Here is a 13,780-nt window from a genome sequence, read left to right as displayed (position 1 = left end):
GTCACGGCTGGAATGATCGACGGGTGACCACCTTCGCCGATGTCCTGGCCGCCCGGCTGCGCACCGACCCCGGCCAGCCCCTCGTCACCTTCTACGACCACGGGACCGGGGAGCGGGTGGAGCTCTCCGTCACCACCTACGCAAACTGGGTCGCCAAGGTGGCGGGCCTCCTGGTGGACGAGTGCGACCTGGAGCGTGGCCAGCGGATCCGCCTCGACCTGCCCGCCCACTGGCTGGGCACCGTGTTCCTCGGCGCCGCGTGGACGGTCGGCCTCGTGGTCACGACCGACGATTCGCCGGACGCCGTCGTCTGCGGGCCCGACTCGGTCGAGCGCTGGGCGGGGAGCGCGAGTGCGACTCCCGTGCTCGCGTGCAGCCTCCTCCCTCTTGGGGTCCGGTTCGCTACCCCCTTGCCGCCCGGCGTACGCGATGTCGGCGTCGACGTCTGGGGGCAGCCCGACTCGTTCATCCCGTGGGACCCGCCGGGCTCCGGTGACCCGGCGACCGACGACCTCACCCAGGGCGAGCTGATGGAGGCGGCCGCCGCCGGGAGTCTCCTCACCGACGGCGGCCGTCTCCTCACGGTGGCGAACCCGGCTTCCCCACCGGGGATCGCCACCTTCACCGAGCCGCTCGCGCATCGCGGCTCGCTGGTCCTCGTCGCCCACCCCGACCCGTCCCGCCTCGAGGAGACGGCGGCAGCGGAGCGGGCCACGCACCGCGGCTAGCCGCCCAGGTCGTAGACCCCCAGCCCCTCGCCGAGGAACCGCGGGGTGCTGGTGCCCGACGCCTGGCCGTTGAAGAGGTAGAGAAAGCCGGTGCCGCGCTGGCGGACCACGAAGTCGTCGCCGCCCGCGAGCCTCATGTCGCCGATCCCGATCACCCAGTCGTACGGCGAGAGGTCGACGGGCAGTCCGGCGCGACCCAGGACGCTGTCCTTCTTGTTGACCAGCTTGCCGGAGGAGATGGCCGAGCCGGTGCCGGCGTAGACCATGAGGGCGCCGCCCGGCGGCGTGCCGAGCAGGTCGGGGAAGCCGTCGCCCGTGACGTCGCCGACCGCCCGGAGGTCGGGGATCGCCCCGAACCCCGACCCGATGGTCGTGGCGCTCACCAGCTGGCCCTGGCCGTTGCCCCTGCGCAGCACCAGCTCGCCGGCCGCGTTGCGGGTGACCACGTCGCCGAGGCCGTCCCGGTCCCAGTCACCCACGTTGAGCACCGCGGTGTCGCCGGCGAAGCTCGCGCCGGTGTCGATCGGCGTGCCGAGGTCGTAGGTGCCGCGGTTGGGCGCCACCACGAGGCTGTTGCCCTTGACGCCGACCAGGTCGGGGGCGGGGTCGCCGAGCACGTTGCCGGCTCCGGTGATGGAGCGCATCGTGCGCAGGTTGGCCGTCGGGCCGAGCGGCATGCCGAAGGTGCCGTCGCCGCGGCCGGGCAGGATGTAGACCTTGCCCTTGGCGTCGCGGGCCACCAGGTCGGTGCGCCCGTCGACGGTGTAGTCGCCGCCGCCGGCCAGCCGGTTGTAGGCGCTCCACGAGCCGGGCACCGACCTGCGCGTCGCGAAGTCGCCGGAGCCGTCGCCCGCATGCAGCTTGAGCGTGCCCTTCGAGTCGCGGCCGAGCAGGTCGGGGGAGCCGTCGCCGGTCACGTCGCCCGGGCCGACCAGCTGCTTGTAGCCGCCGATGCCCTTGGCCGCCACGACCCGCTTGAACCCGCCCTTCGGCGCGCCGAGGAACACGACGAGCCGACCCTGCTGGCGGGCTGCCAGGTCGTTGCGTCCGTCGCGGTTGAGGTCACCGGTGGCCGTGAGCAGGTCGTGCTTCCGGGTGGACTTGACCACCTTGCTCGTCGCCGCGAACTTGCCGCTCGCCGTACCGGGACGGATCTTGAGGAGGCCCGACCTCGTCGTGGAGGCCAGGTCGACCAGGCCGTCGCCGGTGAGGTCGGGAGAGACGAGCACGTCGACGCGGTCCTTCCAGCCCTTCTGCGACACCGTCTTGCGGCTGGTGAACGAGCTCAGCCCACCGGTCGGGAGGATGAACGCCTGGCCGTCGCTGGCGCGCCGGACGACGAGGTCGGGGTACGGCGTGCCGACGAGGTTGGTCTGGAGGTCCGGCTCGGTGATGGTGACCTGCGGCGGAGGCGGTGGCGGAGGCGGGGGCGGAGGCGGGGCGGCGGACACGGCGTACTGGCGGATCAGGGGGAGCTGCGCGTAGAGGTACTTGCCGGGGCAGGCAGTGCTGCCGGCGTCGCGGTGCCCGTTGATGGCGGCGAACGTGGACCTGCCCACCTTCTGCGACGTCGAGGCGGGGTTGACCCCGTGGAGGCCGAGCTTCCAGCCGAAGAGCGCGCCGTAGGACCGCAGCATCGCGTCGGTCGGCTTCACGGTCTCGAAGTTGCCGATGGCCGACATCGCGAACGAGTAGTCGTTGTAGCCGAGCGTGTGGGCGCCGACCACCGGCTTGTCGACGCCGCCGTAGCGGCCCTCCCAGATCCGGCCGAACTTGTCGACGAGGAAGTTGTAGCCGATGTCGCTCCAGCCCCGGGACTTCACGTGGTAGGCGTAGATGCTGCGGATGATGCCGGGCACCTGGGCCTCGGTGTAGTCGTTGCCGTTGACGGTGTGGTGGACGAACCCGGCGCTGATGCTGCCGTAGCGCAGTGAGCCGGCGTCCCGCATCCGCTCGTCGGCGCCCCACTGGGCGCGGGAGAAGATCGTCGGCTGGGCGGGCGCAGCGGCGGAGCGCAGCGCGATCGCGCCGCGGTCGCCCTCCTCCTCGAACTTCTCGTCGGGGTCCAGCGAGGCGCCCGTGTCCGGTGCCTGGGCCTGCGTGCCGGGAGCGGCGCCCGGCTCGATCACGGCCAGGGAGAGGTCGGCCGGCAGCCCGCTCGCCGCGTCGGCCTTCACCTGCACGTCGTCCACGTCGCCGACGACGAGGGGCTCGGTGCCGGGACGCGCGTGCGCGGCCTCGGGGCTGCCCGGGTCTGGGGCGTGCTCGTCGTGGTAGGCCAGCGTCCTCCACTCACCCCACGTGCCGTCGGTGCGCGTGCGCACCGCCACCGTGATGTCGTCCTCCTCGAACTGCTCGCCGTGGCCCCACGTGACGCCGACCGTCCCGAAGCCGTCGACCGGCTGCGGGCGGCTCTGCAGGTGGCCGGACTCGACGGTCCGGCCCAGCACGGTGCGGCCGACCAGACCGCCGGTGCGGCCGGACCGGTCGGTGAGGGGCACCTCGGTGACCTCGGGGGTCACCGGGCTCGTGGGCACCGTCGCCGACACCAGTCCCGCCGGCTGAGCGGTGCTCCCGGGGACCACGTCGAGAGAGATGATCCTCGACGCGGGGGTGAGCAGGGCGAGGACTACACCGAGCGCCAGCAGCTGCTGGGTCGCGGTGACGAACGGGGCCTGATGAGGCTGCATGAGTGGCTACTCCAGTGCGCGGGGAAGTTCACACGGGTAGCAAGTTTCACACCAGTCACACCAGTCACCGCAAGGTTTCGTGAGTAACTACAAGGCTGTAATTTCCAGTCGACACGCCGACCACTCCGCGATTTGTCAATTCGTCGGGACGCGTCGCGGCCGAGATCGCGCGTCAGATGTCGACGCCGAGGCCGTCGTCGGCGGTCTGGGTGTCCTCGTCGTCATCGTCGTAGTGGAGGTAGTGGATCCCTTCCTCCACTCCCCCGTCGAAGCCCAGCCGACCCTGTTCAAGCACCAGCACCCGGTTGCACAGCTTGCGAACCGAGCCGGGCGCGTGGGAGACGTAGAACATCGTCGTGCCCTGCGCGACGATCTCCTCCATCTTCTGCTTGCACTTGCGCTTGAACGGCCGGTCTCCGACGGCGAGTGCCTCGTCGGCGATGAAGATATCCGCGTCGACGTGGATCGCCACCGCGAAGCCGAGGCGGGCCTTCATGCCGGAGCTGTAGTAGGTCACCGGGGTGTCGAGGAACTTCCCGAGGTCCGCGAACTCGACGATCTCGTCCAGCTTCCGCGCGGTCTCCGCGCGGGACATGCCGAGGATGGCGGCGTTGAGCCACAGGTTGTCGCGGCCCGAGAGCTGGAGGTCGAACCCCGCGCCGGTCGCGATCAGCCCGGCGATCCGGCCCCGGGTCAGCACCGAGCCGCTGTCGGGCTGCATCACTCCGCTGATCAGCTTGAGCAGGGTGGACTTGCCGGAGCCGTTGAGCCCCATCAGGCCCACCGACTCACCCTGCCCGACGGTGAAGCTGACGTCCTCGACCGCGTTGAAGGTGTCGGAGGTCTGCCGCCCGCGCGCCTTCGCGAGCGCGATCTGCTTGAGCGAGCGGTGGTAGTGCATGGTGAAGGACTTGGTCGCGTGCTCCACCGAGATGACGGTCGACATCTAGAGCCTTTCGGGAACGCCCTTCTCCAGGCGGGCGAAGAGCAGCTGCGCCAGGAGAAGTAGCAAAAGCGTGGCCCCGAGCATCACGAAGCCACGTGACCACAGGTCGTCGGGGAGATGCGCGGCGGCGGTCGCTGCGGGATCGTCCGTGGAGCCGGTCCAGAAGCACCGCTGGATCAGCAGCACGGCCTCGGCCATCGGGTTGAACAGGTAATAGTGGGCCCCGGTCTCGCCGAAGCGCTCGGCCACCAGCGTGTAGGGGTACATCATCGGCACGCTGAACGTGACGAACTGCGTGAGGGTCTGGGCCACCTTGCCGAAGTCGCGGAAGTAGACGTTGGCGACCGCGAAGGTCAGGCCGACGGCGAGGCCGAGGGACATGGTGACGGCGAAGCCGAGGAGTCCGGCCCCCAGTCCGACCATGTCGGGGCGCCACCCGGTCGCGACACAGGCGATCACGAGGATCACCATCATCGGCCCGGTGTGCCACAGGGCCACCAGCATGCGGGCGACCGGGAACAGCTCCTTGGGCATCGCCAGTTTGATGATCAGGCTCCGGTTCGCCACGAGCGACTGGGTGCCGCCGTTGAAGGTCTCGGTGAAGAAGTGGATGATCACCATCCCCGCGAACAGGTGGATGGCGAAGTTGGGGGTCGTCTCCGCGCCGCGGCCGATCATCACCTGGAACAGGAAGTAGAACAGGCAGAAGCGGACGGCCGGCTGGAGGTAGCTCCACGCCCAGCCGAGCAGCGTGCCCTGGTAGCGCGACTTCATCGTCGTACGCACCAGCAGGCCCAGCAGGTGCCTGCGGCGGAAGACCTCGACCAGGCCGGTCGTCGAGGACGGCGAGACCATCGGCGCGTCGTCGCGCGCCCGGTGCCTCGTGAGGTCACCCATCAGTGGCCTCGTCCGTCCAGGGCGCGAACGTCTTCTCCCAGGCCTCCGGCGAGGTGATCTCCGGCAGCGCGGCGCGATACTCGGCCGCGAGGCGCGGCCACTCCTTCTTGAAGCGGGCGTGGATCTCGACGGTGCGCTTCATCAGGTCGCGGAACCGCTCGGGGTCACGCTGGTAGTAGGCGGCCGAGGTGCCGTCGGGCATCGAGACGATCGCCGAGTCGAAGCGCGCGATCCGGTACCACTTGGCGTCCATGGCCGGGATCTCCGCCTCGGGGTGCTTCCGCGAGGTGGGGCGGACCGGCTTGAGCTGACGCAGCGGCATGATGCCGGCGGCGATCAGAGTCTGGAGACGGGTGGGCACCTCGGTGCCGTCCCTGCCCTTGCGCGGCGGCTTGTGGCGCCGCACCGACGGGAACGCCTCGGGATCGGCCTCGAGCTGGGCGTCGGTGAACTGCTTGCGGAACGCGTTGACCTCGGCCAGCTTGGTCGGCAGCTTCTCGTGCAGCGCGTGCGGTCCGGCCAGCACGTCCTCGAGTGCCTGCAGCCGCAGCTCGGCGGTGGAGTACTGCATCGAGACCAGGTGGGCGATCTGGTGGTTGAGGCTCTCGCGCACCATCCGCCCGCCCCGCTCGTACGCCGAGTGGAGCAGCGCCGCGACGAAGCGGTTGCGGAGGTGGAAGTAGGCCTGCCAGTCGAGGGCGTCGTTCTTGTCGGACCACGGGATGTGCCAGACGGCCGCACCGGGGAACGACACGGTCGGGTAGCCGGCCTCCCGCGCGCGCAGGCCGTACTCCGAGTCGTCCCACTTGATGAACAGCGGCAGACTCAGGCCGATCTCCTCGATCACCCGGCGCGGGATGAGGCACATGAACCAGCCGTTGAAGTCGACGTCGATGCGCTTGTGCAGCCAGCGGGTGGAGCGCAGGTTGCGGGCGCCGAAGTCCCAGTCGTTGAACACCCCCGGCGCCGACTGCCACCAGAAGCGCCACGGCTGGATGACCTCGCCGAAGCTGTGCAGGCGGGTGCGGGCGTAGATGCTGAACATGTGGCCGCCCACGATCGTGGGGCGGCGGGCGAGGTCGCCGAAGGTGACCGCGCGGATGATGCCCTCGGGCTCGCAGATGACGTCGTCGTCCATCATCACCGCGTAGGTCGCGGTGCCCTTGCGCACGGACTCGAGCTGTCCGCGGGCGTAGCCGCCGGAGCCACCCAGGTTGCCCTGCTCGATCACCCGGAGGGTGTCGCCGAGCGACTCCGCCGCGGCGGGGAAGAACTCGGAGTCCTTCATCTTCTTGGTGCCCTGCTCCATGACCATCACCTGGTCGAGGTAGGGGCGCAGCTCCTCGGTGTCGGCGATCTGGCCGAGCAGCTTGGCCACGAAGTCGGGGCGGTTCATCGTCGTGATGCAGACGTCGACCGTGCCGTGCTCGGCCCGGTCGGCGGACACCTCGGCCGTCCACTCGGCGGAGCGGACGACGACGTCCTCGTCCCCAGCGACGACGTCGTACCAGTACCACCCGCCGTCGACGAACGGCTTCAGCGGCAGGTCGAAGGTGAACGACGAGGACTCCTCCCCCTCGGTCGTTACCGTCTCGACGCGCTGCGAGCGGCCGTTGGCCATCGAGCGGTAGACGATCACCGTCGCGCCGCGGCCCTCCACCACCAGGGTGAGGGTCACGTCGGTGACCACCGTCCAGCGCCGCCAGTACGACGCGGGGAAGGCGTTGAAGTAGGAGCCGAACGAGAGGCGCTGCTCCGCCGGGATGCGCAGGGCGGTGCGACCGAGGATCTGGTCGGGGTGGATCTGCGCGCCGCTGGTGATCGACTCCCGCATCTGGGAGGCGTTGAGCTCCTGCGCGGTGCGGTTGGAGCCGACCTCGTACTTGTCCCGATCCAGGACGGCCGGGTCGGGGTCGACGTACAGCCGGAAGACGTCGGTGTCACCGTCGATCGGCAGGATCTGCCGCTGCAGCAGCCTGGTCACAGTGCCACTCATTGCGTTGTCGCTCATTCGTCGACTCCTCCGCTCTTGAGCTCGGCTCCCTCGGCGAAGTGGGGCCTGAGCTTGTTCTCGTACATCGACAGCGCCGAGCCGATGGCCATGTGCATGTCGAGGTACTTGTAGGTGCCGAGGCGGCCGCCGAAGAGCACCATCGGCTCCTTGCGGGCCAGGTCGCGGTACTTCAGCAGCTTCTCGCGGTCCTCGGCGGTGTTGATCGGGTAGTAGGGCTCGTCGTCGTCCTCCGCGAAGCGGGAGTATTCGTGAACGATGACGGTCTTCCCCGAGAGGTAGGTCCGCTCGGGGTGGAAGTGCTTGAACTCGTGGATCCGGGTCCACGGCACGTCCTGGTCGTTGTAGTTCATCACCGCGCAGCCCTGGAAGTCGTCGACCTCCTTGACCTCGGCCTCGAGGTCGACGGTCCGCCAGGACAGCCGCCCCTCGGAGTTGCCGAAGTATTCGTCGACCGGGCCGGTGTAGACGATCGGGACCTTGCCCTTGAACTCCTCGGCCACGTCGAAGAAGTCGGTCTCGAGCCGGACCTCGATGTTCGGGTTGTCCGCCATCTTCTCCAGCCACGCGGTGTAGCCGTCGACGGGGAGGCCCTCGTACTTGTCGTTGAACCACCGGTTGTCGAAGTTGTAGCGGACCGGGAGCCTGGTGATGATGTCGGCGCTCAGCTTCGTCGGGTCGGTCTGCCACTGCTTCGCGGTGTAGCCCTTGATGAAGGCCTCGTAGAGGGGTCGACCGATCAGCGAGATCGCCTTCTCCTCGAAGTTGGTCGCCTCCGCGGTGTCGAACTCGCTGGCCTGCTCGGCGATCAGCGTCTTCGCCTCGTCGGGCGTGTGCGACTGGCCGAAGAACTGGTTGATCAGGCCCAGGTTCATCGGCAGCGAGTAGACCTGCCCGGCGTACTGGCCGAAGACCCGGTGCTGGTAGTTGGTGAAGCTGGTGAACCGGTTGACGTAGTCCCACACCTTCTGGTTGGAGGTGTGGAAGAGGTGGGCGCCGTAGACGTGCACCTCGATCCCGGTCTCGGGCTCACGCTCGCTGTAGGCGTTGCCGCCGATGTGGTGGCGCCGCTCGAGGACGAGGACGTTGAGGCCCAGGTCGTTGGCGCAGCGTTCGGCGATGGTGAGGCCGAAGAAGCCGGAGCCGACGACGACGAGGTCGGGATCGGACAAGGGGGATCTCCTGTGTGTGGGACGCCTGGAGGCGTCGATGAGTCTAGCGAGGGGGCCCGGCGGCCTCGGTCAGGCGACGCATGCCCCGGGCCGAGCGGATGGCGCGGGTCACGTTGGCCGCCTCGGCACGGCCGCCGCGCAGCGGGCACATGAGCAGCACCGCGAGGACGATCAGCCACGGCTTGAGCCGGACGAGGGCGTTCTCGCCGTAGCGGAGGTGGACGACGAAGAGGTTCCGGTACATGTAGAACCCCTTCCAGCCCGCGAGGTCGTGCTGCTGGTTGAAGTCGAGCTGGCGCACCAGCCGCGCGTCGCGCACGGCCCAGATCCGGTAGCCGGCCCGCCGGGCGCGCACGGCGAAGTCGACGTCGTCGTAGAAGATGAAGAACTCCGGGTCGGGGAACCCGATCCGCTCCACCACCCGGCGCCGCACCATGAAGCCCTCGAAGGCGACGTTCTCCAGCTCCACCAGCGCGGGCAGCTCGTCGCGGGAGGAGTACGCCGAGTCGACGCTGGCCGTCTTCGGCCGGATCACCAGCGGGTTGGCGAGGTCGAAGCGCAGCGCCGCCTTCTCGCACAGCCGGCCCTCGAGGTCCTCGCGCACGGCCATCAGGCAGTCCTCGTCCGTGGCCATCAGCGTGGCGAGGCAGTCGGGCGCCGGGACGACGTCGTCGTCCATCAGCCACAGCCTGTCCCAGCCCGCGTCGTACGCCGCGCGGACACCGACGTGGAAGCCGCCGGCGCCGCCGAGGTTGGCGTGGGTGGTGGTCACGTGCAGCGGCAGGTCGTGCCGCGCGTCGAGCACGGCCCGGGTGTGGTCGGTGCTCGCGTTGTCGACGACGATCACCGCGTCGGGCAGGTGCGTCTGGGCTGCGAGGCCGTCGAGCATCCTCGCGAGCAGGTCGGCGCGGTTGTAGGTGACCACGACCACCGCCACGGTCTCCCTCACGCCAGGAACCTCCGATGCCCGTCGAAGTCGCCGGCGATGCCGGCCCGCATCGCCCCGATGCTCAGGCGGAGCCGGGCCGGGCTGGGGCGGGTGAAGGCGTAGAACCACAGCGTCTTCACCACGAACGCCAGGGCGTGCAGCGGGCCGCGGTAGTCGCGGAGGTTGACCAGGTTGTTGCGCGCCATGCAGTAGTGCTTGAGGTCGCTCGGGCTGTGGTTGTAGGTGGTCAGCCCGAACATCATGGGCGTCCCCAGGTCATCGGTCGCCGGGTGCAGGAAGTGGGCGTCGACCACCGTGGCGACGCGGGCGCCGGCCTCGCGGGACCGCCACAGGTATTCCACGTCGTCGCCCCAGATGAAGAACTCCTCGCGCGGCAGACCGACCAGGTCGACGAGGTCACGGGTGACGAGAACGCCGTTGAACGGGATGACGACGTCGCGGATCAGCCCGTCCGTGGCCGCGGCCTCGACCGCTGCCATCTCGTGGACGACCTTGCTGCTTCCGGGCAGCCGGATCGGAAAGCACAGCCGCCACGGGTCGTGCTCCGCGAGCACCGCGGGGCCCCAGAAGTCGAGCTCCCCGTGGAAGGGGAGCAGCCGCTCCAGGCAGTCGGAGTCCGGCAGGCCGTCGTCGTCCATCAGCCAGACCAGGTCGGCGTCCCGGTCGATCGCCCAGGCGAGGCCGTCGTGGAAGCCACCCGCTCCGCCGCGGTTGGTCTCGAGCGAGCGGCCCACGACCGGGACCTCACCCGTGGTCGTCGTGGCTGCGAGCCACTCCCCCGTGCCGTCGGTCGAGGCGTTGTCGAGGACGAGCACCTCGGCGACCCCGGCGACCTCCCCGAGCCGGGCGACGAGCCGCTGCACGAGCGCCAGCCGGTTGAAGGTCACGACCACCGCGACGATGCGCGGCTCCGGACCTCGACGACTCACGGCGTACACCCTAGGGGGCCGTGCTCCACGGTCAGCAGGCCGCGCCGAGGTCGTCGGCCTGGTTGGCCTGGTAGCCGTCCTTCAGGGAGCCCAGCGAGCCTCCGGTCGTGGTCGGCTGCGGTGCCGGCGTGGGCTTCGGCTCCACCGCCTGCTTGCCCGACACCGCCTTGCCACCGTCGGCTGCTGCCTCGTCGTCGGTCGGCACCGGAGCGGGCGTCGCGGCGTCGCCCTCGGACCTGTCGATCGCGTCGCTGATCATCGCGTGCACGACGTCCATGTCGGGGTCGGCGGTGTTGACCTTCGGCGGCACCAGCGACACCGAGGCGATCCTCTGCTCCTTGGCGCGGAGCGCGAGCTGCACGAAGCGGTCGACCTCGCCGCGCGGGACGCTGGTGGACACCATCTGCGAGCTCGCCTTGGCGATCTTGGAGAAGTTGCGCAGCGCCACCTCCGGGCTGACCTGCTGGAGCATCGCGTTCATCACGCACTTCTGGCGGGCCATCCGCGAGTAGTCGTCGGAGTCGTGCCGGGCCCGGGCGAACCACAGGGTCTCGAAGCCGTTGAGCTTCTTCACCCCGGGCTCGATGTGCGTGTAGAAGTCGTCGTGTGGGAGGCCGACCGGGATCCGCGAGCGGACGTTGAGGGTCACGCCGCCCACGGCGTCGACGAGGTCCTTGAACCCTTCGAGGTTGACCATCGCCCAGTAGCTGATCTCGAGGTCGGTGATCCCCTCGACCGCGCTCACGGTGGCGTCGACGCCGGGGTGCTTCGAGCCCTTGAACAGCTCGGTGTTGTCCATCGCCCACGTGCTCACGCCGTTGAGGTAGCACCCGTCGCAGTCGAAGCCGTCCGGGAACTCCTGCGCCATCGGGGAGCCCTCGGCGAACGGGAAGTTGGCCATGTTGCGGGGCAGCCCGATGAGCACCGTCTTGCCGGTGCGGGCATCTACGGAGGCGACCGTGAGCGAGTCGGGGCGGAGCCCCCAGCGGCCGGCGCCGGCGTCACCGCCGAGCAGCAGGATGTTGTAGCGGCCGTCGTGGGCGCCGACGGCCTCGCCGTCGCCGAACATCGTGATCATGAACTGGCGCTGCACCCCCACCAGGTGCGCGCCGAAGAGCAGGGTGCCGGCGACGGAGAAGCAGAGCAGGCCGTTGACGCCCACCACGCCCAGCCGCTGCTTGCGGTGCAGGGTGAGCGGCTGGCCGATCCGCCAGGCGTCCATGAAGAGGGCTGCCCAGCCGATCGCCAGGCCCATGAGCAGCAGCCGCACAGCGCCGAGGAGCAGCGTGTTGGACGCGGCCCAGAAGACGAAGGCGTTGGAGAACCAGGCGATCGCCCCCACGACCAGGCCCACCAGGAGCAGCACCATCCAGATCCGCATCGCCAGCCGCCCGAGACGCCGGTTGCCCGCCACGAGCTGCGCGGACCCGGGGACGATGAGGGTCATCACCATCAGCGTGACGGCGCGCCGGAACCGCACCCGCTGGGCGCGGTCGACGGTCGAGAAGCGAGCGCCGGAGTCGACGGCAGGCTGCCCTGGAGCCATGGGGTGCCCTCTCGGTGGGGGAAGAAGAGTGCCCCGCCAGTATCACCAGTCACACCCGCCACAGCCGGGTACGACGCGCCGTCAGGTCTGCGGTGGGCTCGCCGTCACGGCTCGCGGCCCTGGTCGATCTCCCTCTTGCGTGCGAGGCGGTGGGCGCGGCGGATCTGGGCCTCGCGCTCGCGGCGTACGTCGTGGGGGGTCTCCGTGACGAGGGTGGGCGCGGGGCGCCGTGCTCGTCGATGGCGACGAAGACGAAGTAGGCGCTGGCCACGTGCACGGGCTCGTCGGTCGCGTTGCCCCACGGCTGCGCCTCGACCCGGACGCCGATCTCCATCGACGAGCGACCCGACCAGTTGACCTGGCCGAAGGTGCGGATGATGTCGCCGACGCGCACGGGCTCGAGGAAGCTCATCTCGTCCATGGCCGCCGTCACGGCAGGCCCACCGCTGTGCCGGAACGCGACCGCGCCGGCGGTGTTGTCGGCGAGCTTCATGATCTCGCCGCCGTGCACGTTGCCGAGCAGGTTGGCGTGCGTGGAGTGAGCCGTGATGGCCAGTGAGACACGAGAGAAGGAGGCCGGGCGGGCGCTCGGGGCGTGGTGATCCACATGTGCTGCCGGGCCGTGCTCGCTCATGGGCTGCACGGTAGCGTCACGGCCATGTCTGATCGTCCCAGGGATCCGGGCGCCCCCGCGGAGGGGACGCCCGAGTACGAATGGCTCTACGGCCGGCGCGGCAACGCGCCCGACGACGTCACGCGGGCGATCCCCACGCAGTCCCCGAAGAGCCAGACACCCCGAGCAGAGTCGACCTCACGCCCCGACGAGACCCGAGTGATGCCGGCCGTCACCCGCCCACGCCGGGCGAGCTCGGCCGATGGCCCGCCGCGCCGCCCGGAGTCCCGCTCCACCACGGGGGACCGGCCGCCATCCCGTCCAGCCCGGTCGCGCGGCCGGTTCCGCCTCGGCTGGCTCAAGCTGGTCCTGCTGCTCTGGCTGGTCTTCATGATCGCCGTGCCGTTCTGGGCGTGGACCAAGGTGACCAAGGTCGAGGCGCTCCCCGACGGCGACAGGCCGGCCGACCAGCCGGGGCAGACCTACCTGCTCGTCGGCTCAGACTCGCGCGACGACCTCACGCCGGAGGAGCGCAAGGAGCTCGGCACGGGCGGCCCGGAAGGCCAGCGCACCGACACGATCATGCTGCTGCACACCGGCGACGGGCCCAACCTGCTGATGTCGATCCCCCGCGACTCGATCGTGGAGATCCCCGGCCACGGGACCGACAAGATCAACGCCGCGTTCGCCTACGACGGCCCGGAGGGGCTGATCCGGACGCTGGAGGGCGAGACCGGCATCCGCATCGACGACTACGTCGAGGTCGGGTTCGGCGGCTTCGTCGGCATGGTCGACGCGGTGGGCGGCATCGAGATCTGCCCGACCGAGGCGATGGACGACCCGCTGGCCAACCTCAAGATCAAGAAGGGCTGCCAGGAGGCCGACGGCAAGACCGCGCTGGGCTACGCGCGCTCGCGGCACACGTCCGGACTCGGTGACATCGACCGTGCGAAGCACCAGCGCGAGGTCGTCTCGGCGATCGGCAAGGAAGCCCTCTCGCCGTGGACCTTCATCAACCCGGTCCGCTACTACCGCCTCAACATGGCCGCGGCCGACTCGTTCAACGTCAGCGACGGCACCTCGCCGATCTCGCTGGCCAGGTTCGGCTTCGCGATGACCCGGGTCAACGGCGAGCAGGGCCTCACTTGCGGCGTCCCGATCGCCGACCTCGCCGTCAACTGGGACGAGGAGCGGAGCCGGCAGCTTTTCCAGCACATCATCGAGGACGACACCGCCGGCATCCCCGACCAGCTCTGCACCCCGACAGGAATGCCCCGGTGACCGGCGACGCCTACGATG

At 69.9% G+C, this 13,780-nt stretch carries 11 protein-coding genes; 2 read left to right on the top strand and 9 right to left on the bottom strand.

The window, feature by feature from the left end; all coding sequences use genetic code 11:
• The first annotated feature begins 23 nt into the window (after positions 1 to 23).
• Entirely contained in the window at positions 24 to 728 is a 705-nt protein-coding gene (locus tag DDE18_RS07115) for a TIGR03089 family protein (protein WP_116571570.1), read from the top strand.
• Here DDE18_RS07115 and DDE18_RS07110 read toward each other — a convergent pair.
• From DDE18_RS07110 to DDE18_RS07070, 9 genes are all read right to left on the bottom strand, one after another.
• Positions 725 to 3,418, bottom strand: a complete 2,694-nt coding sequence (locus tag DDE18_RS07110) for an FG-GAP-like repeat-containing protein (RefSeq protein ID WP_116571569.1) — start codon at positions 3,416 to 3,418, stop codon at positions 725 to 727. The two genes, DDE18_RS07115 and DDE18_RS07110, sit on opposite strands and share 4 nt — an antisense overlap.
• 172 nt (positions 3,419 to 3,590) lie before the next feature.
• Entirely contained in the window at positions 3,591 to 4,364 is a 774-nt protein-coding gene (locus DDE18_RS07105; protein ID WP_116571568.1) for an ABC transporter ATP-binding protein, read from the bottom strand.
• Positions 4,365 to 5,261 carry an ABC transporter permease gene (locus tag DDE18_RS07100; RefSeq protein ID WP_116571567.1) on the bottom strand — a complete coding sequence of 299 codons (897 nt, stop codon included), beginning with the start codon at positions 5,259 to 5,261 and terminating at the stop codon, positions 4,365 to 4,367.
• Positions 5,254 to 7,272: a glycosyltransferase gene (locus DDE18_RS07095; protein ID WP_211754457.1), complete on the bottom strand. Its 2,019-nt coding sequence runs from the start codon at positions 7,270 to 7,272 to the stop codon at positions 5,254 to 5,256. Before DDE18_RS07095 ends, DDE18_RS07100 begins: the two co-directional genes overlap by 8 nt.
• Entirely contained in the window at positions 7,269 to 8,444 is a 1,176-nt protein-coding gene (glf, locus tag DDE18_RS07090; protein ID WP_211754456.1) for a UDP-galactopyranose mutase, read from the bottom strand. Before glf ends, DDE18_RS07095 begins: the two co-directional genes overlap by 4 nt.
• 43 nt (positions 8,445 to 8,487) lie before the next feature.
• Entirely contained in the window at positions 8,488 to 9,393 is a 906-nt protein-coding gene (locus DDE18_RS07085) for a glycosyltransferase family 2 protein (protein ID WP_116571565.1), read from the bottom strand.
• Positions 9,390 to 10,322, bottom strand: a complete 933-nt coding sequence (locus DDE18_RS07080; RefSeq protein ID WP_116571975.1) for a glycosyltransferase family 2 protein — start codon at positions 10,320 to 10,322, stop codon at positions 9,390 to 9,392. Before DDE18_RS07080 ends, DDE18_RS07085 begins: the two co-directional genes overlap by 4 nt.
• A 31-nt stretch (positions 10,323 to 10,353) precedes the next feature.
• Positions 10,354 to 11,868, bottom strand: a complete 1,515-nt coding sequence (locus DDE18_RS07075) for an LCP family protein (protein WP_116571564.1) — start codon at positions 11,866 to 11,868, stop codon at positions 10,354 to 10,356.
• 49 nt (positions 11,869 to 11,917) lie between these two features.
• On the bottom strand, positions 11,918 to 12,502 hold the full coding sequence (locus DDE18_RS07070; RefSeq protein WP_245916493.1) for an acyl-CoA thioesterase: 585 nt from the start codon (positions 12,500 to 12,502) through the stop codon (positions 11,918 to 11,920).
• A gap of 24 nt (positions 12,503 to 12,526) precedes the next feature.
• On the opposite strand from DDE18_RS07070, the gene DDE18_RS07065 reads away from it, so the two are divergent.
• Positions 12,527 to 13,762: an LCP family protein gene (locus tag DDE18_RS07065; RefSeq protein WP_116571563.1), complete on the top strand. Its 1,236-nt coding sequence runs from the start codon at positions 12,527 to 12,529 to the stop codon at positions 13,760 to 13,762.
• Positions 13,763 to 13,780: the final 18 nt, after the last annotated feature.

Source organism: Nocardioides gansuensis (assembly GCF_003076135.1).
Classification (GTDB): domain Bacteria; phylum Actinomycetota; class Actinomycetes; order Propionibacteriales; family Nocardioidaceae; genus Nocardioides; species Nocardioides gansuensis.
This window is presented reverse-complemented; position numbering and strand designations above follow the sequence as displayed.

Coding starts and splice junctions, on each gene's coding strand:
- DDE18_RS07075 (WP_116571564.1), bottom strand. CDS start 11,868: ATGGCTCCAGGGCAGCCTGCCGTCGACTCCGGCGCTCGCTTCTCGACC.
- DDE18_RS07105 (WP_116571568.1), bottom strand. CDS start 4,364: ATGTCGACCGTCATCTCGGTGGAGCACGCGACCAAGTCCTTCACCATG.
- DDE18_RS07065 (WP_116571563.1), top strand. CDS start 12,527: ATGTCTGATCGTCCCAGGGATCCGGGCGCCCCCGCGGAGGGGACGCCC.
- DDE18_RS07110 (WP_116571569.1), bottom strand. CDS start 3,418: ATGCAGCCTCATCAGGCCCCGTTCGTCACCGCGACCCAGCAGCTGCTG.
- DDE18_RS07070 (WP_245916493.1), bottom strand. CDS start 12,502: ATGAGCGAGCACGGCCCGGCAGCACATGTGGATCACCACGCCCCGAGC.
- DDE18_RS07100 (WP_116571567.1), bottom strand. CDS start 5,261: ATGGGTGACCTCACGAGGCACCGGGCGCGCGACGACGCGCCGATGGTC.
- DDE18_RS07095 (WP_211754457.1), bottom strand. CDS start 7,272: ATGAGCGACAACGCAATGAGTGGCACTGTGACCAGGCTGCTGCAGCGG.